This window comes from Alcaligenes ammonioxydans (assembly GCF_019343455.1).
GTDB classification, from domain to species: domain Bacteria; phylum Pseudomonadota; class Gammaproteobacteria; order Burkholderiales; family Burkholderiaceae_B; genus Alcaligenes; species Alcaligenes ammonioxydans.
The window spans coordinates 852095-871106 of sequence record NZ_CP049362.1 but is presented as its reverse complement, the minus strand read 5'-3'; the positions used below and the strand labels follow the sequence as shown (position 1 = coordinate 871106).

The 19012-nt window shown below is 59.6% G+C and carries 18 protein-coding genes; 11 read left to right on the top strand and 7 right to left on the bottom strand.

Translation table 11 applies throughout. The features are described from left to right. The first annotated feature begins 304 nt into the window (after positions 1-304). The 4 genes from FE795_RS03960 (at position 305) to FE795_RS03945 (ending at position 4330) form a co-directional block, all read left to right on the top strand. A complete protein-coding gene (locus FE795_RS03960) occupies positions 305-625 on the top strand; it encodes a PepSY domain-containing protein (protein WP_059318705.1) in 321 nt (106 codons plus the stop codon). A gap of 74 nt (positions 626-699) precedes the next feature. Further along, on the top strand, positions 700-1179 hold the full coding sequence (locus FE795_RS03955; RefSeq protein WP_003803447.1) for a DUF2271 domain-containing protein: 480 nt from the start codon (positions 700-702) through the stop codon (positions 1177-1179). 9 nt (positions 1180-1188) lie between these two features. Then, positions 1189-3372 (top strand): PepSY domain-containing protein, encoded by a 2184-nt coding sequence (locus tag FE795_RS03950; RefSeq protein ID WP_219235733.1) that lies wholly within the window; start codon positions 1189-1191, stop codon positions 3370-3372. Further along, the gene (locus FE795_RS03945; RefSeq protein WP_219235731.1) at positions 3353-4330 is read left to right on the top strand and encodes an FAD:protein FMN transferase; all 978 of its coding nucleotides are present in this window, start codon (positions 3353-3355) and stop codon (positions 4328-4330) included. Before FE795_RS03950 ends, FE795_RS03945 begins: the two co-directional genes overlap by 20 nt. 51 nt (positions 4331-4381) lie before the next feature. Here FE795_RS03945 and FE795_RS03940 read toward each other — a convergent pair whose 3' ends face one another. Further along, positions 4382-5032 (bottom strand): VTT domain-containing protein, encoded by a 651-nt coding sequence (locus tag FE795_RS03940; protein WP_219235729.1) that lies wholly within the window; start codon positions 5030-5032, stop codon positions 4382-4384. A 145-nt stretch (positions 5033-5177) separates the two neighbouring features. Here FE795_RS03940 and mutL point away from each other — a divergent pair, with 145 nt between their 5' ends. Both mutL and miaA read left to right on the top strand, forming a co-directional pair. After that, positions 5178-7052 (top strand): DNA mismatch repair endonuclease MutL, encoded by a 1875-nt coding sequence (gene mutL / locus FE795_RS03935; RefSeq protein ID WP_219235727.1) that lies wholly within the window; start codon positions 5178-5180, stop codon positions 7050-7052. Further along, entirely contained in the window at positions 7049-7987 is a 939-nt protein-coding gene (gene miaA, locus FE795_RS03930; RefSeq protein ID WP_219235725.1) for a tRNA (adenosine(37)-N6)-dimethylallyltransferase MiaA, read from the top strand. Before mutL ends, miaA begins: the two co-directional genes overlap by 4 nt. Positions 7988-8351: 364 nt before the next feature. Here the strand turns inward: miaA and purM are convergent, their stop codons facing one another. Continuing rightward, the gene (gene purM / locus FE795_RS03925) at positions 8352-9401 is read right to left on the bottom strand and encodes a phosphoribosylformylglycinamidine cyclo-ligase (RefSeq protein ID WP_219235724.1); all 1050 of its coding nucleotides are present in this window, start codon (positions 9399-9401) and stop codon (positions 8352-8354) included. A gap of 54 nt (positions 9402-9455) precedes the next feature. Between purM and hda the strand changes: the two genes are divergently transcribed. From hda to folK, 4 genes are read left to right on the top strand one after another with little or no spacing between them, the layout of a single operon-like run. Then, complete coding sequence (gene hda / locus FE795_RS03920) at positions 9456-10154, top strand: DnaA regulatory inactivator Hda (RefSeq protein ID WP_219235721.1); 699 nt, start codon at positions 9456-9458, stop codon at positions 10152-10154. A 3-nt stretch (positions 10155-10157) separates the two neighbouring features. Beyond that, a complete protein-coding gene (locus FE795_RS03915) occupies positions 10158-10859 on the top strand; it encodes an HAD family hydrolase (RefSeq protein WP_219235719.1) in 702 nt (233 codons plus the stop codon). A 10-nt stretch (positions 10860-10869) separates the two neighbouring features. Then, positions 10870-12249: a polynucleotide adenylyltransferase PcnB gene (pcnB, locus tag FE795_RS03910; RefSeq protein WP_219235717.1), complete on the top strand. Its 1380-nt coding sequence runs from the start codon at positions 10870-10872 to the stop codon at positions 12247-12249. Continuing rightward, complete coding sequence (gene folK, locus FE795_RS03905) at positions 12246-12731, top strand: 2-amino-4-hydroxy-6-hydroxymethyldihydropteridine diphosphokinase (RefSeq protein WP_131071333.1); 486 nt, start codon at positions 12246-12248, stop codon at positions 12729-12731. Before pcnB ends, folK begins: the two co-directional genes overlap by 4 nt. On the opposite strand, the gene FE795_RS03900 is transcribed toward folK, so the two are convergent. From FE795_RS03900 to FE795_RS03890, 3 genes are all read right to left on the bottom strand, one after another. Then, complete coding sequence (locus tag FE795_RS03900; protein ID WP_407927745.1) at positions 12715-14232, bottom strand: UdgX family uracil-DNA binding protein; 1518 nt, start codon at positions 14230-14232, stop codon at positions 12715-12717. The two genes, folK and FE795_RS03900, sit on opposite strands and share 17 nt — an antisense overlap. Before the next feature lie 52 nt (positions 14233-14284). Next, complete coding sequence (locus tag FE795_RS03895) at positions 14285-15490, bottom strand: putative DNA modification/repair radical SAM protein (RefSeq protein ID WP_003803469.1); 1206 nt, start codon at positions 15488-15490, stop codon at positions 14285-14287. Between the two features lie 139 nt (positions 15491-15629). Next, entirely contained in the window at positions 15630-15908 is a 279-nt protein-coding gene (locus FE795_RS03890) for a hypothetical protein (RefSeq protein ID WP_003803472.1), read from the bottom strand. Between the two features lie 182 nt (positions 15909-16090). On the opposite strand from FE795_RS03890, the gene FE795_RS17400 reads away from it, so the two are divergent. Beyond that, positions 16091-16435, top strand: a complete 345-nt coding sequence (locus tag FE795_RS17400; RefSeq protein WP_329956488.1) for a hypothetical protein — start codon at positions 16091-16093, stop codon at positions 16433-16435. Between the two features lie 148 nt (positions 16436-16583). Here FE795_RS17400 and FE795_RS03880 read toward each other — a convergent pair whose 3' ends face one another. Continuing rightward, complete coding sequence (locus FE795_RS03880) at positions 16584-18104, bottom strand: fumarate hydratase (protein ID WP_219235715.1); 1521 nt, start codon at positions 18102-18104, stop codon at positions 16584-16586. A gap of 39 nt (positions 18105-18143) precedes the next feature. Continuing rightward, entirely contained in the window at positions 18144-18911 is a 768-nt protein-coding gene (locus FE795_RS03875; protein ID WP_003803475.1) for a crotonase/enoyl-CoA hydratase family protein, read from the bottom strand. Positions 18912-19012: the final 101 nt, after the last annotated feature.

The following is a 19012-nucleotide window of genomic DNA, read 5'->3' as shown; positions in this document are numbered from 1 at the left end:
TTAAGCGACACACCTTTCCAAGAGATAGTCGATGAGGCAAATCCAGTCTCCTTCTACTTTTTGGCGCCGTCCCAACCAGGCTATGTTCAGCCTGCCCGGTCTGGCGCTTTATCGCCTTCCCTGCCCGTGCGCCTCATCTCAGACCGGAGCCACAAATCCAGCGGCGGGGCCCGCCCCGTCCGAGCCGCCTGCCTGAACGGCCGCCTCTGCCACAAGTGGCAGCCTGGCTCAGCACGCTGACCCGCCTGCCCTGCCCCGTCCGCCAAGCGTTCCTGCCTTTGCTCCAAACGACAAGGAAAAGATCATGAAACACCGCCCCTGCCTGCTTATTGTGTACCTCTGTCTGTCCCTGATGGTCGCTCCAGCCCATGCTGACGACGACTGTGATGTCCCCGTACAGCAATGGCAGAGCCGGGATGCTGCGCTGGAACATGCCGCCAGTCTGGGCTGGGAGGTGCAACGCCTGAAAATAGACGACGGCTGCTATGAAATCCGCGGGCGGGATGCCCAGGGTCGCTCATTTAAAGCCAAGCTTGATCCGCAAACGCTGCGCGTCGTGAAAATGAAAGTGCGCGATGGCCATGACAAACCGGAGCGCGAACGTGACCGCGAAAGAAGCCACTAACGCGTGTGCCTGAGTGCCGCCGCTCTTACTCCCATCCTGAAGTCGTTTCACTTTGCTCACCCTGGAGGACCAATATGTCCAAACGCTTTCTTCTCACCACCCTGGCTGCAGCCTGTAGCGTGGCCCTGCCCACTTTAGCGCAGGGCCGTACTGTGGCACTTTCCACCACTCTGAAAAACTATGGCGGTGACGGGGCCTACCTGGCGGTCTACCTGACCGATGCCCAAGGCGCCTACGTGCGCACGCTGTGGGTCGCCGGCGGCAAAGCCAAATACTACAAACATCTGTCGGACTGGAATCGCCTGTCAGCCGGCGATGGGCAACGTCTGCAAGGCGTAACAGGCGCCAGCGTCGGTGCCGGGCGCACGCTGGAGGTGACCGCAGAACTGGAGGATGCCCTGATTGATGCCGGGTACGAGCTGCGTGTCGATGCTGCCGCCGAAGACATGCGGGACAGCCCTTCGGAAATCCGTGTTCCCCTGACTGCCGCCAATGCCGGTTCGCCCCAGGCAGGTAAACAATATATTCAATCCCTGACCTATCAGTTGCAGTAAGGAATCCACATGATCTGGCGATTCGTCCATCGATGGCTGGGGCTGGTAGCGGGCACCCTCGCGCTGGTTCTGGGTATCACGGGCACGATGTTGGCACTTGACCCCTTGCGTAACGCCGTACAGGCGGCTCCAACCGAGTCCGACCTGCCGCTTGCCACACTGGTTGAGCGCATCAAGGGCACCGTCCCTGGCGCAGAAGAAATCCGTCATCTGCCCTCGGGGATCTTCGTTGTCTATGCGTTTGAGGACGGACAAGCCCAGGCCGTACGTGTGGACCCGGCAGATGGCAAGATTCTGGGGGACTACCAGGCTTCCCTGCTGCCACGCTGGGTCAAGAACCTGCATCGTACTTTCTTGATGGACGATCCGGGGCGCATTACCGCCGCCATGGTGGCGCTGGCCATGTTGGTCTTGTCCGTGTCCGGACTCCTACTGCTGCTGCGTCGCATGGGAGGATGGCGGGGTCTTGCCGGCCCCGTTCGCGGAACCCTGCCCCAACGCCTGCATGTCCTGAGCGGCAGGGTCATTGTGCTGATCCTGGCCCTGTCCTCAGCCACCGCTCTTTACATGAGCGCCAGCACGTTCGAGCTCATTACCCTGAGTCCGGACACGGAGCCCGAGGTGAGCTCACAAGCCACCGGACAGCCACCCCTTCCCCCGGACCAGATCGAACTGCTTCGGAGCTTGCGCGCGCAGGATCTGGAACGGCTCAATCTGCCCACGCCCGATGATCCACAGGACACCTGGCGTGTGGTCACCGCTCAAGGGCAGGGCTGGGCGGACCAGTACAGGGGCCAGACCTTGGCGTGGGAAGCATCCACCCAGGCACAGCGCCTCTACGACTGGGCCCTGCTTTTGCATACCGGAGAGGGAGCCTGGCTGTGGGCTGTTTTTCTGTGCCTGTCGGCAGCGAGCATCCCCCTGTTCTGGTACACAGGCCTTCTGATGTGGTGGCAAGCGCGCCGCAGCCGCCCCAGACTTAAAGGCAATAGCCCTCTGACCCAGGCCGACAGCCTGATTTTTGTCGCGAGTGAAGGCGGCAGTACCTGGGGCTTTGCGCAAGCGTTGCACGATGCCCTCAAAGCCATGGGCCGTCAGGTTCATACCACATCGCTGGAGAACTGGCGGGTGCCGCCCGCGGCACGCCATGTGTATATCCTCGCCGCCACGTACGGTGAAGGCCAGCCTCCTGCCCACGCACAAAAAGCACTCAAGCGGATCGCCAGCCAGCCACCCACCGACGCTCAAGTCGCCGTTCTAGGGTTTGGGGATCGCCAGTTTCCTGATTTCTGCGGATTTGCCAACGCGCTCGAACACAGCTTACGGGAACGGGGGTGGCAACCCTTGATGGCGCTGGAGCGTATCCATCAGCAGTCCCCCCAGGAATTTGCCCGCTGGGGGCGCGCACTGTCCGACGTACTGGGTCAACCTGTGCCGCTGGCCTATCAACCCCGACTGCCGCGCATGGCAAGCCTGACCCTGCTGTCACGCCAGGACTTTCCCGGTGCAGCGGGCCAGCCTGCCGTCATCCTGCGCTTTGCGCTGCCCGACCAGCCCTTGGCACGCTTCGCGGCCGGAGACCTGCTGGGCATTCTTCCTCCCGGTGAGCAGTCAGTCCCACGCTACTACTCTCTGGCCTCAGGCAAACAGGATGGATTCGTGGAAATCTGTGTGCGACACACCAGCGGCGGAGTCTGCTCTCCCTATTTGCATAGCCTGCACATCGGGGACACGACTCAAGCCTTCATCCGACCCAACCCCGGCTTCACGCTTACCGGCTCCCGACGCCCGGTGGTGCTGATCGGCGCAGGGACCGGCGTCGCCCCACTGGCTGGCTTTATTCGAGACAACACACGCCATCGTCCCATGTACCTGTATTACGGTACCCGGGACTGCAAGCGGGATTTCTATTTTGGCAAGGAGCTCAAGGACTGGCAGACCCAGGGCCATCTGCGCGAACTACACACCACTTTTTCCCGAATGCCCGATGGGGGCGGTTATGTCCAGAACGCCGTGCAGCGTGACGCTCAACAGATCCGTACCCTTCTGGAAAAAGGCGCGCTTGTGCGTGTTTGTGGCAGCCGCCCCATGGCTCAGGCCGTCAAACAGGAGCTGGACACGATTCTGATGGACATGGGCAAAAGCCTGGCCTGGCTCAAGGAGAACGGGCGCTATGCCGAAGACCTCTTCTGACGTTCAACGTCTGACGCTGAACGGCCCCACCATGGGCACGCGATGGTCTGCCTTGGTGGATACAGACGATGCGGCACAGGCTGCAGGCCTGCAGAAGGCGTTGGCAGACGCTGTCCAGCAGGTGGACCGGCAGATGTCCCCGTGGCTACCCGACAGCGCGCTGAACCGGCTCAATCGCACTCCTGCTGGCACCTGGCTGGATTTACCGCCAGAAATTCTTGAGGTTTTGGCCTGCGCCCTGGAGGTCAATCGTCGCAGCCAGGGTGCTTTTGACCCTGGAGTCGGGGATCTGGTGCAGGCCTGGGGCTTTGGCCCGGCCCGACAGAGCCCCGATGCTGCTGCCATCCGTCGTGCTGCCCAAGCTGCTTCTGCCCCGGCTCATGAGACACTGGAGCTGGATGTGGCCGCCGGCCGCGCCATCAAGCACGCGCCGATACAGCTGGATCTTTGCGGGATCGCCAAAGGCTATGCCGTAGACCGTATGGCCCTGGTGCTGCGTCAATATGGACTTGATCACGCCTTGCTGGCCCTGGACGGCGAACTTCGCGCTCTGAACAGCCAGGCTCAAGGCCAACCTTGGGCGGTAGCGGTCGAGTACCCCCAGGACGGACGACGCGCCACGCACAGCGTGGTTGAATTGGATAATCTGTCCATCGCCACCTCGGGCGATTACCGGCACTTTCTACAACTCGGTGAAGTTCGAGTCGCACACACCATGGATGGTCGGCGGCGCGCACCCGTTCGCAACGATATCGCTTCTGTCACCGTTCTGGCGCCAGACTGTATGCGGGCTGACGCCTGGGCCACTGCCTTGCTGGTCAGCGGCAACGATGGCATGGCACTGGCACAAAGCCTGGGTATCGAGGCGCTGTGGCTGCTGCGACGCGACAATCGCTTGACCACCGTCGGGCTGGGACGGTTCAGCGAAGCGGTGACAGACCCCAAGCAGGCAAAATAAAAAAGGACGCCTTAGCGTCCTTTTTGTACACTCGCCCGATGGCCGGCCAGCCTAGAGCGCGGCGTCCCCCTTGCTCTTGCGTTTGAACAGTTTCCATACGGCACCGAGCACAACCGGCACGGCCGCAGCCGCAATGCCGATCAACACAATAGTGTTCAAGTGCGCCTTGATGAAGGGCACATTTCCAAAAAAATAGCCCAGGGTGATCAAGCTGCAAATCCACAGCACCGCCCCGGTCACGTTGTACGCCTGAAAGCGCAAGGCGTTCATATGGCCCACCCCCGCCACAAAGGGGGCAAAGGTGCGAAACAGGGGCAGGAAGCGAGAAATGACAATGGTCTTGCCCCCGTGCTTTTCATAGAATGCATGGGTCTTGACCAGCGCGCGGCGATCCAGAAAGCGCGATTCCTGGGTAAAGACTTTCGGACCTATATAACGTCCCACATGGTAATTGACGGTATTGCCCAGCACTGCCGCCACAATCAGTAGCCCACCGAGCAACACCGGGTCCAGCATGCCCGAGGCCCCGAAGGCCCCCGCAATAAACAGCAGGGAGTCGCCTGGCAAAAAGGGCAAAACCACAAGCCCGGTTTCGCCAAATATAATCAAGAACAGAACAAGATAAATCCATGCTCCATACTGCTCGACCCACACACCCAGGTACTGGTCAATATGAAGGATCATGCTGAGTAAATCGGGCATAGTTCCACACCAAAATAATAATTTAGCCGGTCCGATACGGCTCAGACCGGCCCGCTAGAGCAAGCGGGTAAAATAAGCCGCTACCTGTTGAAACCCGTTGAACCTGTACCGTTCAACCCTGAATACACACAAGGCCAGCCGCCCTATGTCATCACGACGCCGTATTATCCCACTCCCGGACCTGCTTGTAAGCCAAATTGCAGCCGGTGAGGTTATTGAGCGCCCGGCATCGGTCCTGAAAGAACTACTGGAAAACGCCATTGACGCCGGAGCCAGTGCCATCGAGATTCGCCTGGACGGCGGAGGCATACGCCGCATCTGTGTCAGCGACGACGGCCACGGCATTCCCCAGGACGAACTGCCCCTGGCGCTGCTGCAGCACGCCACCAGCAAAATCCGCTCGCTGGACGAGCTGGAATCCGTTGCCTCGATGGGCTTTCGGGGCGAGGCCCTGCCATCCATTGCCTCGGTGGCCCGCCTGACCATCAATTCGCGCACCCAGGAAGATCCGCACGCCTGGGAGTATTCGCTGGGCCTGAGTGAACCGCAACCAGCCTCGGGGCAGATTGGCACGCATGTGGATGTACGCCAGCTTTTTGACGATATTCCCGCACGCCGCAAATTTCTGCGCACCGAAGGAACCGAATACGGTCACTGTGTGACCGCCTTGGAGCGCATCGCTCTGGCTCAACCACAGATCGCTTTTCGATTGTTCCACAATGACAAGCCGCAGCGTCACTGGCGCAGTGGCACCCTGGAACAGCGTCTGCTGGATATTCTGGGCAAGGAGTTCATCGAACAAAGCCTGCCCGTGGCTCAAGAACAAGGTTTGATTGGCTTGCGCGGGCTGGTGATCCACCCGGCCCATGCTCGCCCCAACGCAGACAAGCAGTTCCTGTTCGTCAATGGCCGCTTTGTACGCGATCGCACGGTATCGCACGCCATACGCAGCGCGTATGCCGATGTGCTGCACGGGGATCGCCAACCTGCCTATGCGCTCTTTCTGGACATTGCCCCCTCTACGCTGGATGTGAACGTGCACCCGGCCAAGCACGAGGTTCGCTTTCGCGACAGTGGCGCCGTGTACCGCTTTGTCTTGCAGGCGGTCGGACAAGCTCTGGCTCAGGGCAGCATGGCCGGCGATACACCGGTGGCCGCCATGCCCCTGCCACAAAGCGCAACCTCCTTGCCCGACATGGCTTCTGCCCCACCGGCGGGCGCTGCGGGCCTGGGCTCATCAGGCGAGTACAGTAGCCACGAACCGTCCCTGCCTTACAGCCATCCGGCCCGTCAAGGCTGGCAATCCAGTTTTAGTCTGCGCGAACCCGCGGGGGGCGGCAATGCGGACTGGAAATCCCTGTACCGCCCCATTGAGCCAACGCACGACAACCCTCCCGCCACCCACTATCAAAGCGATACCGACACGGCTATCGACGAGTTTCCCCTGGGCATGGCACTAGGCCAGTTGCACGGTGTCTACATTCTGTCCGAAACCCGTCAGGGCATGATTCTGGTGGATATGCATGCCGCCCATGAGCGGGTGGTGTATGAACAGTTGAAGCAGGCGCTCGATGGCCGCGATCTGCCCCGCCAGGATTTGCTGGTACCGGTGGTGTTCAGTTGTTCGGAAACGGACCTTGCTTTGCTGGACGAGCATCACGACACCCTGAGCGAGCTGGGCTTGAGCATGAATCCGGCTGGCCCTGCCACAATCGCTGTGCGCGCCGTTCCTGCACTGCTGGCACAAGGCGATATTGAATCCCTGGCCCGGGCTGTTCTGCGCGACCTGGCTCAGGTGGGCTCCTCACGCCACCTGGACGAACAACGTAACGAGCTGCTCTCCACCATGGCCTGCCACGGTGCCGTGCGCGCCAACCGCCGCCTGAGCATCCCGGAGATGAACGCCCTGCTGCGCAAAATGGAGCAAACCGACCGGGCCGACCTGTGCAATCATGGCCGCCCCACCTGGTTCCAATGGACGCTGAGTGAGCTGGACAAACTTTTTATGCGTGGACAATGAACGATTTACCCATTCTTTGCCTGGCAGGGCCCACCGCCAGCGGCAAAAGCGCCACCACGCACACCTTGGCCCAATACTGGCCGATTGAAGTGATCGTGATGGATTCAGCGACGATTTATCGTGGCATGGACATTGGCACGGCCAAGCCCAGTGCTCAGGAACAAGCCGCTATCCCCCACCACCTGCTGGATATTCGCGATCCGGCAGAGAGCTACTCGGCTGCCGAGTTTGCCAGCGACGCAAGCCGCCTGATTCAAGGCATCCAGGCGCGCGGACGTTACCCCGTGCTGTGCGGCGGCACCATGCTGTATTACAAAGCCCTGCGTGAAGGGCTGAATGACCTGCCGCAGGCAGATCCTGTCATCCGGCGACAACTGGATGAGCGAGCCCAGGAAATCGGCTGGCCCGCGATGCATGAAGAACTGCGCCGTATCGACCCGGACACCGCCGCCCGGCTGGCCCCACGCGACAGCCAGCGCATTCAGCGTGCTCTGGAAATTTTTCATATCAGCGGCAAAACCATGAGCGACTGGTTACAAGAGAAAGCCCAGCCGCAAGAAAAGAGCCACCACTACATCACCCTGAGTCTGGAGCCCCAAGACCGGGCCTGGCTGCACCGTCGCATCGCCACCCGTTACCGGGACATGATCGAGCAGGGTCTGCTGCAGGAGGTCGAAAAATTGCATCAGCGCTCTGATCTGCACCCGGGTCTGACCTCCATCCGGTGTGTAGGTTATAGGCAACTCTGGGCTTATCTGGACGGTGAGGTGAGCCTGGAACAGGCTGTTGAGCAGGCCATTGCCGCTACCCGACAACTGGCAAAACGCCAATTAACCTGGCTGCGCTCCGAGCCTGGCCGTTTGCAATTCAACTGCCAGGACCCGCAGGCAGCCGAACACGTCGTAGCGGCAGCGCGCCACTACTGGCCTGCATGAGGATCTGGCAGGCCAGCGCTGTGCGCAGAAGCCATAAGTCCGGCACACAAGAGCAAGCGACAAGATAGAGATGAAGCCCCGGCGATTCGCGTAAGACGTCGGTTCCAGGCCTTGAGGCAAGACGATGGGCCAAGATTGCAGACCCAAAGCTCTACCTCAACGCGAGGGGGCAGCATGGCGACGTTGGCTTGGCACCTGAGCTTGGATCAAGGGAGAGCGTCGAGGCTGGGAAGCAAGGTCGAAAAATCCGAGCCTGGGGACTGCAAACTGAATCAGGGGCAGCGTCAGGGACGGGAACAGGGCAAAAAAAAGGCAGCCTGTCGCTGCCTTTTTCCGCTTCATGGGTTAACGCGATCTCCGTGGTTTACACCACTTCAGTCTGCGCCTGCCCTTCCTGACGTTCCACGATCTCGCCCAGCGTGTAAACGGTTTCCCCATGCTCGGACAGGGTTGCACTGATGGCCTCAGCCTTGTCGGCAGGAACAATCATGATCATGCCAATACCGCAGTTGAACACGCGGTACATTTCTTCGTCCGCTACGTTGCCATTGGCTTGCAGCCACTGGAACAAGGCTGGCATGGTCCAGGAATCACGATTCAGACGGGCGGTGAGGTTCTTTTGCAGGATACGGGGCACGTTCTCCAGCAATCCGCCACCCGTGATATGGGCCAGACCCTTGATGTCCGCACCGTGGGCAGCCAGGGCAGCCAGGACGGATTTCACATAGATGCGGGTGGGCTCCATGACCACATCCGCCAACGGACGGCCATCAAGCTCGTCAGTCGGCTTGGCATTGGCATGCTTGAGAATCTTGCGGATCAGCGAGTAGCCGTTGGAGTGGGCGCCGCTGGAGGCCAGACCCAGGACCACATCCCCTGGCACAATGGACTTGCCATCAATAATGCGGGATTTTTCCACCGCACCCACTGCAAAACCAGCCAGGTCATACTCACCTTCGGGGTACATGCCGGGCATCTCGGCTGTTTCGCCACCGATCAGGGCGCAAGCGGACAGTTCACACCCCTTGGCAATACCACCGACCACCTGGGCTGCCGTATCCACCGACAACTTGCCGCAGGCAAAATAATCCAGAAAGTACAAGGGTTCTGCGCCCTGGACTAGAATGTCGTTGACACTCATGGCCACCAGGTCTATACCCACAGTGTCGTGGCGCTGCCAGTCAAATGCCAGGCGTAGTTTGGTACCAACACCGTCGGTGCCGGACACCAGAACGGGCTCTTTAAGGTGGGTAGGCACTTCAAACAAAGCGCCAAAGCCTCCGATTCCAGCCATGACGCCTGCACGCATGGTTTTGGCAGCCAGTGGTTTAATACGGTCGACCAGGGCATCGCCCGCGTCGATATCCACGCCTGCATCGCGGTAGGTCAAGGAAACAGAAGTAGTGTTTTTCATGGGAAAAGCCGTGGGATATGTGAAAATTGCGAGTTGGACGAAATTGTACGACACATGACCGAGCAACTGATTCTGGATATATCTCCAGCACCGCCTGCCTCTTTGGACAACTTTGTTGCCGGAGCGAATCAGGCTGCGTTGCAGGCTCTGCGTCAGTGTAGTCCAGGACGCGCGGTTTACCTGTGGGGACCGCCCGGTGCAGGTCGAACACATCTGCTGCGGGCGATGGCCAGTCGAGACGACAGCCGCTATTTTAGTGCAGATACTCATTTCCAGCCCATCTTTGACATCGCTACCGATGACAAAGCCCCTCCCAGCCTTTTAGCCATCGACGATATCGAACGTTTTGACGAGCACGGACAGGCTGCCGTATTTGCACTGTACAATCGCTGGCGCGAGTCGGCCACCCGGCCAGACGCCTTCACACTGCTGGTCTCCGGCGACCGGGCTCCCAAAACCATGTCCGTGCGCGAGGACTTGCGCACACGCTTGGGGTGGGACCTGGTGTTCAGGCTGGAATACCTGTCGGACGCCCACCGGGCCGAAGCCATGCAACAGCGGGCTGCGGCCCGCGGGCTGCAACTGCAAGCAGAAGTGCTCAGCTGGATACTGACTCACTACGATCGCGATATGAACCGCCTGAGCGCATTGATTGATGCGCTGGACAACTATTCACTGGTAAAGAAACGCCCCATCACTTTACCCCTGCTCAAAGAACTTCTGGCCAACAGCCAGACCCAATCTTCTAGTTGAGTCATGACTGCTTCTTCTTTTATTGCCCTGTTTGATCTGGACCACACCCTGCTTCCTTTAGATAGCGATTACCAGTGGGCAGACTTTCTGGCCCGTACCGGCCGCGTCGGCGATCCTGTCCAAGCCATCCGTCTGAATGAAGAACTGATGGAACGCTATAACCAGGGATTGTTGACGGCCGAAGAATCGGCCGAATTCATGTTGGGCCTGCTCACCAACGCCAGCCAGGAAGAACTGCTGACCTGGCAGGACGAGTTCATGCGAGCCGTGATCCTGCCCTCGATCAGCCCGGCTGCCCGCGAGTTGCTGGCCAAACACCAGGATCAGGGCCATCTGGTGGCGATTGTGACTGCCACCAACGAATTTGTGACCCGCCCCATTGCCGCCGCGCTGGGCGTGGACCACCTGATAGCCACCACCCCCGAAATGAAGGAAGGTCGCTACACGGGCAAGATCAGTGGTGTGCCCAGCTTTCAGGCTGGCAAGATTACCCGCGTGCAACAATGGTTGCAGACCATGGACAAATCCCTGTCCGACTTCGAGCGCAGCTGGTTCTACAGCGACTCGCCCAACGATCTGCCCCTGATGGAAGTGGTGACGGACCCCGTTGCCACCAACCCCAGCGACAAACTGCGCGCCGTAGCGACCGAACGTAATTGGGAAGTCATCGATTTGTTCGCTGACATGATGGACAGCAAATCGTAAAATCAGACGCATGCTAAAGCGAACAATAAAAACATTTGTCGATCGGCTGCTCAAACCAGCCAAAAGCGCGCGTCCCAAAGGGCCGCGCCGCTACACACGTGAAGAACATGGCATAGACCGGCGTCTGGTCTCGCGTCATGCCATCAAAGTGTGCGAGGTCCTGAACCACGAAGGCTATCAAGCCTATGTCGTTGGTGGCGCCGTGCGCGATCTGCTGGTGGGCCTGGAGCCCAAGGACTTTGATGTGGCCACCAATGCCACGCCCGAACAGATCCGTCCTCTGTTTCGTCGCGCACGCATTATTGGGCGCCGCTTCCGTCTGGTCCACGTGGTCTTTGGTCAGGAAGTCATCGAGACCTCTACATTCCGGGCCGATGACAGCGGCAAACAAACGGACGAGCATGGCCGTATCCTGCGCGACAATGAATACGGCACCATCGAAGACGATGCCGCACGCCGTGACTTTACGCTGAACGCGCTCTATTACGACCCGCTGACCGAGACCGTCATCGACTACCACAACGGGGTAGCCGATCTGAAAAACCGTCAGGTGCGCATTATTGGTGATGCGCAAACCCGCTATCGCGAAGATCCGGTGCGCATGTTGCGCGCCGTGCGCTTTGCCTCCAAGCTCGATGCCACCATCGAACCAGCCACCGACGCGCCGATCCGTTCCTTGTCACGTCTGATCGAGAACGTGCCCGAGTCCCGTCTGGCCGACGAGACGCTGAAACTGCTGAACTGCGGTCACGCCATGGACTGCATACAGCGCCTGCAAGCGCTGGGCCTGCACAGCAAACTATTGCCTATGGTGGAGCCGGTTCAGCGCCTGCCCGGCGGCGCGGAATTTCTGGATATGGCCCTGGCCCGTACCGACACCCGTGTGCGCGCCGGCAAATCCGTCAGCCCCAGCTTTATTTATGCCTGCCTGCTCTGGAAACTGGTCAAGCAGGAGTGGGACCGACGCAGCAGCCAGGACATGCATCCTCAACAAGCCCTGCTGGAGGCAGCCGACCTGGTTCTGGAAAAGCAAAGCCGCATCATGCCGATCCAAAAGCGCTTCCAATCGGATATGCGGGAAATCTGGTTCATGCAGCCGCGTTTTGAACGCATCGCCAACCGTGCAATCTGGCGCATGACCGAACAGCCCCGTTTTCGCGCCGCTGTGGACTTTTTACAACTTCGTGCTGAAGCCAAAGAAGTCGATAGCGTGCAGGCACAGTGGTGGATGGATCTGGCCGATGCAGGCGACGAGGAGCGCAGCACCATGATTGCCGTGCGCAAACCCGCTACAGCGACCGCCACGGGCTCTCGCAGCGGACAACGTCGCACGCGCCGACGCCGCTCCAATGCCAAGCGCAGCAGTACCAGCAGCGGAAATGCAGCATGAGCACAGCCGGAACAACGGTTTATGTGGCCTTGGGTGCGAACCTGGGTCAGGCACGTCAGACACTGGAAACCGCGGCGGCAGAGCTGGCCGCTACTCCCGGCATCCAGGATCTGACACTGGCGCACTTCTACAGCACCGCACCGGTGGATTCCAGTGGCCCGGACTACGTCAACACCGTCACCCGATTCACCTGTACGCTGGCTCCCGAGGATTTGCTGGACAGACTGCAAGCCATCGAGCAAGAGCACGGTCGCACTCGCCTGTACCGCAATGCGCCCCGCACTCTGGATCTGGACGTGTTGCTTTACGGTCAAGAACAAATCGACACCGAACGGCTGACCGTGCCACACCCGCGCATGCACGAACGTGCCTTTGTGCTGGTTCCGCTGGCTGATCTGGCACCTGAGCTTGAACTGGCGCAAGGCAGCGTGAAGGACTTGCTTGCCCAGGTGCGCGACCAGGCCATCACACGGCTGGGCTAAGGCTGCTTTCAGCCCTGTCCGCAGCCGGCTCTGCAGCCCGCTGCCACCCCATTTGCAGCACCTGGGCAATGCTGCTGACAATCTCTTCACGACGGGCCGCATTGCCCACACGCAGCGCATAGGAGGGGTGCCAGGTCGCAATGACCCAAGTCTGCCCCCAGAGAAAAGGTTTGGCCAGATATTCGGCAAGCCGTCGCTCAGGCCCCAGCAAAGCAGACAAGGCGGTGGCTCCCAGCGTAACAATGACAGCCGGTTCAAGGCGCGCCAGTTCCTCTTGCAGCCAATACCCGCATGCCTGCACTTCGGCCTGGGAGGGGCTGACATGTAAACGCTGCTTACCCCTCGCTTTCCACTTGAAATGCTTGACGGCATTGCTCAGATACAGCGCGTTGCGCTCAATACCGGCACGCTGCAATGCCTGATCCAGAATCTGCCCGGCAGGCCCTACAAAAACGCGCCCCGCCAAATCCTCGTAGTCGCCAGGCTGCTCCCCCAGCAGCATCATGCGGGCCCTTGCCGGGCCCTCCCCCGGCACCCCGTGTGTCGCGTGCTCCCAAAGGCCGCAGCGACGACAGGCCTCCAGGACCGACGGCGCACTGCGTTCGGGCTGTGCATGGTCGGCCTGGACCGCAATCACCTTGCCTGGCATCTGACTTACCGCACTGAACTGGCCGACTCGTCGGGCTCCACGACGGGCCTCACTGACCATGGCCGGAATCAGGCTCGCTTCAGGCAAGCCCTTCCAGAATCGAACCGGCATGCTCTGCTGCAAAGCCGTTTCATTCAAGCGCGCGGGATTAAAAATGCTTTGGTAATAACGAAGCCACAAGGCTTCTACCTGGTCCTGCCCCGGACCAGCCTGTCGGGCTTTCAGATCGTCCGGCGCATCCCGTAGCTGCAGCGTATGACCATCCCACAGCGCCACACGCCGAGGCGTCGCAATACACCAAGAGGTTCCCCCCATCCGTCTGGAAAAATAATCAGCGATCCACTCCAGAACATCGTGCTCGGGCTCAAACCAAGCCCAGTACTCAGGCAACTGGCCCGTTCCACAATGGCGAAACCGCACATACGCCATCATGTCGTGCTTTTCCTTGCGAACGGCCTTGGCCATCTCATACAAACGCGCCCCATCCTCGTCGGCCACGGACTCCACACTGCGATCACCGTGGTGCCAGCGCCACAAGACACGATAGAGCAAGGCCCATCGCTGTGCAGTACGGCACAACGCCGCATCTTGCAGCAAAGCAGCCAGTCCTTTTGAAATACGGACCGACGGCCGGTTGGCGGGTTCATGCCCCTGGGGCTCTTGCAACACCTCAGTTGCGGGGGGCAGCGACTGGGAGAGCTCATATTCCAGCCCGATTTGCCCCGCCCTGGGCCCCGGTTCCGCGAAGGAGTCTGCCCAGCAAAGTTGTTCCGGTGCCCAGCTGGCGGCCAGAGCACGTAAAGCCTGTTCCCGCCAGCCAGCGTACCCCCCGTCTACCTGCAGGGTTACCATCCGGGCCTGCCCTTGCCGGGTGTAGGCCATACGGAGAGCTGGCAAGCGGGCCTCATAGCAGGCTCAGTTGCTGCGGATTGCTCGACAGCATGCGACGTAAGGTGTCGGAGGCCGCCTCGGCTAGCCCGGGACGATAATCCTGCACCACAACAAAAGGCTGCAATGTACGGATAGAGCAACGCAAACGGATCAGGTCCTGGTATCGAATAGCCCGCATCTGACGCAGTTCCACCAGACGCTTGGCATTGCGAATACCAATGCCCGGCACACGGGCAATCAGTCGTTCAGGGGCCCGGTTCAGATCCACCGGAAAAATATCCCGGTTCGACAAGGCCCAAGACAGCTTGGGATCAATATCCAAAGGCAGGTCGCCTGTATTCTGAAACAGTTCCTCGGCCCGAAACCCGTAGCTGCGCAACAAAAAATCGGCTTGATACAGACGGTGCTCGCGCAAGAGCGGGGGCGGCTGCGCCGGCAGCGCCGAGGAACTATCCGGAATAGGACTAAAAGCGGAGTAATACACCCGTTTGAGCTTGTAAGCCCCGTACAGCGTCTGGGCGGTTTGCAAAATATTGCGGTCATCGGCCGCATCGGCCCCCACGATCATCTGCGTACTTTGCCCCGCCGGCACCTTGGGCCGTTTCTCTTGCTGGGCCTGCTCCTGGGCCAGACGAATCACCCCCATGGCCCGCTTGATCGTGTGACCGCTTTTTTCCGGAGCCAGGCGATTCAGGCCGGCATCCGTGGGAAGCTCAATATTGACGCTGAGCCGGTCCGCGTACTGGCCTGCCAGCGTGATCAACTGCGGGTCGGCATCCGGAATGGTTTTAAGGTGGATATAGCCACGAAAATGATGATCCTCGCGCAAGGAACGCGCCACTTCGACCAGACTCTCCATGGTGTAGTCCGAGCTGCGGATGATGCCCGAGCTCAGGAAAAGCCCATCTATATAGTTGCGCCGATAAAAATCCAGCGTCAGATCCACCACTTCTGCAGGCCGAAAACGCGCTCGTGGCACGTTGCTGGAGCGCCGGTTCACACAATACAGGCAGTCATACTGGCAAAAATTGGTCAGCAGTATCTTGAGCAGCGAAACGCAGCGTCCGTCCGGCGTAAAGCTGTGGCAGATACCGGCACCGGTACTGGCGCCCAGACCCGTGCGCCCACGGGAATCCCGTTTGGGGGCCGCACTGCTGGCGCACGAGGCATCATACTTGGCCGCGTCAGCCAGAATCTCAAGTTTGCGCGCAAGCTCCATGGCACCATTGCTGTATATAAAAACAGTATTATACCGTTTTCAGCGACGGCGTCACCAAGCCTGCGACTCGGCAAAAAAAGAAAACCTTGCACCGGTCAGGCTGCCAGGCAGCTGACCGTCAGGCCCGTTATAGCGACGGTCAAGCGTCCAGCAGCTTGATCAATGCCTCTTGATGATGAGAGCGAGCCTCCAGCAATTGCCGTCCTTCTTCGGTCAACATGGCAATCAAAGGCGCGGGAAAAGGAGAAGGAGTCTGCGTCGTTTGTGGAATGGCCTGAACTAATCCCAGCGACTGTAATTGTTCAAACACGGCTTGTTTCTTGTGCCAGGGAGTCTGGCGTAAACGCACAAGCTCAAGCGTGTTCCAAATCATGGGGTTGAGCTGCGGAATAGTGGTGGAGCGCTGAAGTTGCGTCATACAAGGCCCTTGATTAAGACCACCTCTATGGGCCGCTTGTGTGGGCCCCCTCGGTGGTCAGCCAGAAAGCATCCCTATACCGTACACCATAACGATGTACAGAATATTTCAATGAGTTCTGACAATCATCGTCGCAGTACGCATGCCAGATACCAATCCGCAATAACCCGCGCTTGCGCTTGGTGAAACCCAAAGAGACAGCCTGCCACCTTCCCGAATCCAGTTTTGGCGACGCAATACCTGTGCCCAGAGCAGCAGAAACACAACACCCGATCCCACACTGCTCAGCCCCGGATTGGCCTGCACACAATACGCATGCACCAGTTGCCCGCCGAGCCAGGAACCAGGCGCTGATGGATCAAGGCCGAATTGAACGGGCAGCCCCCCATGCCCTGGCTTGTCTGATTTACCGCAGTCTGGCCGAAACCGCATTCTGGGTAGCCCAGAACGAGGATGACGATGCCCGCTTGGCAAAAGGGCTGGCAGCCTTGGATTTGCGGCTGCGAGGCTTGTTGCTCAGGTCCTGAACGGGTGATGCTAAAAGGAGCCAGTGTCCAGGCCAAAGAAAACCCGCATTGAATGCTGTACTGACGCTGCTTTTACAAGCAGGCCAGAAACACTCATGCGGGTTTTTTATCAACAACGCCGGGAAGCCCAAGCTTCCCGCTTTACGTCTTACACAGCGACCAAAGAGATCTCTGCAATACGTTTGCGCCATTCGGCGGGGCCGGTGTTGTGCACGGACACACCTTGCGAATCCACCGCGACGGTCACGGGCATATCCTGAACCTCGAACTCGTAAATGGCTTCCATGCCCAGATCTTCAAAAGCCACCACTTTCGCATTGCGAATGGCCTTGGAAACCAGGTACGCGGAACCACCCACGGCCATCAGGTAGGCCGATTTGTGAGCACGGATGGCCTCAATGGCGGCCGGGCCGCGTTCGGCCTTGCCGATCATGGAGATCAGGCCGGTTTTAGACAGCATCATCTCGGTGAACTTGTCCATGCGAGTAGCGGTGGTTGGGCCTGCTGGACCAACGGCTTCGTCACGCACGGGGTCAACCGGGCCCACGTAGTAAATCACGCGGTTGGTGAAGTCCACAGGCAGGGACTCACCCTTTTCCAGCATGTCCTGGATGCGTTTGTGAGCCGCATCACGGCCCGTCAACATCTTGCCCGACAGCAGCAGGGTCTGACCAGGTTTCCAGGAAGCCACCTCTTCTGGCGTCAGTTCGTCCAGGTTCACCTGGCGGGACTTGTTGTAATCCGGTGCCCAGTGAATGTCAGGCCAGGCTGACAAAGGAGGAGGAACCAACTCGGCGGGGCCGTTACCGTCCAGCGAAAAATGGACGTGGCGCGTCGCGGCACAGTTGGGGATCATGGCTACAGGCTTGGAAGCGGCATGGGTCGGGAAGGTGTTGATCTTCACATCCAGCACAGTAGTCAAACCACCCAGACCCTGAGCGCCGATGCCCAGGGCATTGACCTTCTCGTAGAGCTCGATACGCAGCTCTTCCAGCTTGCTTTGCGGGCCGCGTTGCAGCAGCTCGTACATATCGATGTCTTCCATCAGGGCCTCTTTGGCCATCAGCATGGCTTTTTCGGCCGTGCCGCCCACACCAATACCCAGCATGCCGGGAGGACACCAGCCCGCACCCATCGTAGGAACGGTCCTGAGAACCCAATCCACCAGGGAGTCGCTGGGGTTGAGCATCACAAACTTGCTCTTGTTCTCCGAGCCACCGCCCTTGGCTGCAACCTGAATATGAACCTGATCGCCGGCGACCAGCTCGACATTCACGATACAGGGGGTGTTGTCGCGCGTGTTCTTGCGCGTGAAAAGAGGGTCGTTCAGGATGGAGGCCCGCAGCGGGTTATCCGGATTCAGATAACCGCGACGCACCCCCTCGTCACAGAGCTCCTGCAAGGAGCGCTGGGTATCGAAACGCACACCCATCCCCACTTTCAGGAATACGTTCACCACCCCGGTGTCCTGACAGATGGGGCGGTGGCCCTCGGCGCACATGCGCGAGTTGGTCAGGATCTGGGCGATGGCATCTTTGGCCGCCGGGTTCTGCTCACGCTCGTAGGCGCGGGCCAGATGCTCCAGATAATCAGTGGGATGGTAGTAACTGATGAACTGCACCGCGTCGGCGATGGACTGAATCAGATCGTCTTCTTTAATGGTGGTCATGGTGGCGTCAATATCAAAAACGGGATGAACAAGGGGAAACTACTTGCCCTGCCAGACAGGCTCGCGCTTCTCGGCAAAAGCCGTCGCGCCTTCTTTGGCGTCTGCAGAGGTGAAGATGCCGGCGATGCGAGGGCGCTGCAGATCAAACAGATCCGCCTGACGCCAGTCGCGCGACTGGGAAATAATGCTTTTGGCGGTTTGCACGGCCAACGGACCATTGGCAGCAATCTGGGCGGCCAGCTCCAACGCCTGCTCAGTGGCTTGGGTGGGCTCGGCCAGACGGCTGACCAGGCCCAGTTCGGCCATACGGGCAGCCGGGTACATGCCGCCAGTCAGCACCATCTCCATGGCCATGTGGTACGGAATGCGACTGGGCAAACGCACCATGCCGCCGGAACCGGGCACAATGCCACGCTTGACTTCAGGCAGACCAAAGTTGGCATTGTTGGCAGCCACAATCAGGTCACAGGACAGGGCAATCTCAAAGCCGCCCGCCAGACAGTAGCCTTCCACCGCGGCAATCAGGGGCTTGGCGGGTGGACGTTCGCAAATACCCGCAAAGCCACGGTCACCCACATAGGGACGCTGACCCGTTTTGGCAAAGGCCTTCAGATCCATACCAGCACAAAATGTGTTGTTTGCGCCCGTCAGCACGCCCACGGCAATAGTGGAGTCGGCGTCGAACGCGTCAAGCGCCTGGGCCAGCGCCTGGGCCGTTTCCAGGTTAATGGCATTACGTGCCTCGGGACGGTTCAAGGTAATCAACAATACCTTGCCTTTACGCTCTAGCGTGACAAGCTCACTCATGGACCTAGCCTCCTGTAAATTGCGGCCCGGGCTCCCGCTCGGGAATCAGGCCAGCAAATAAGCAGTATTTGGACAAACGCATATGATACGTCCAAATGCCA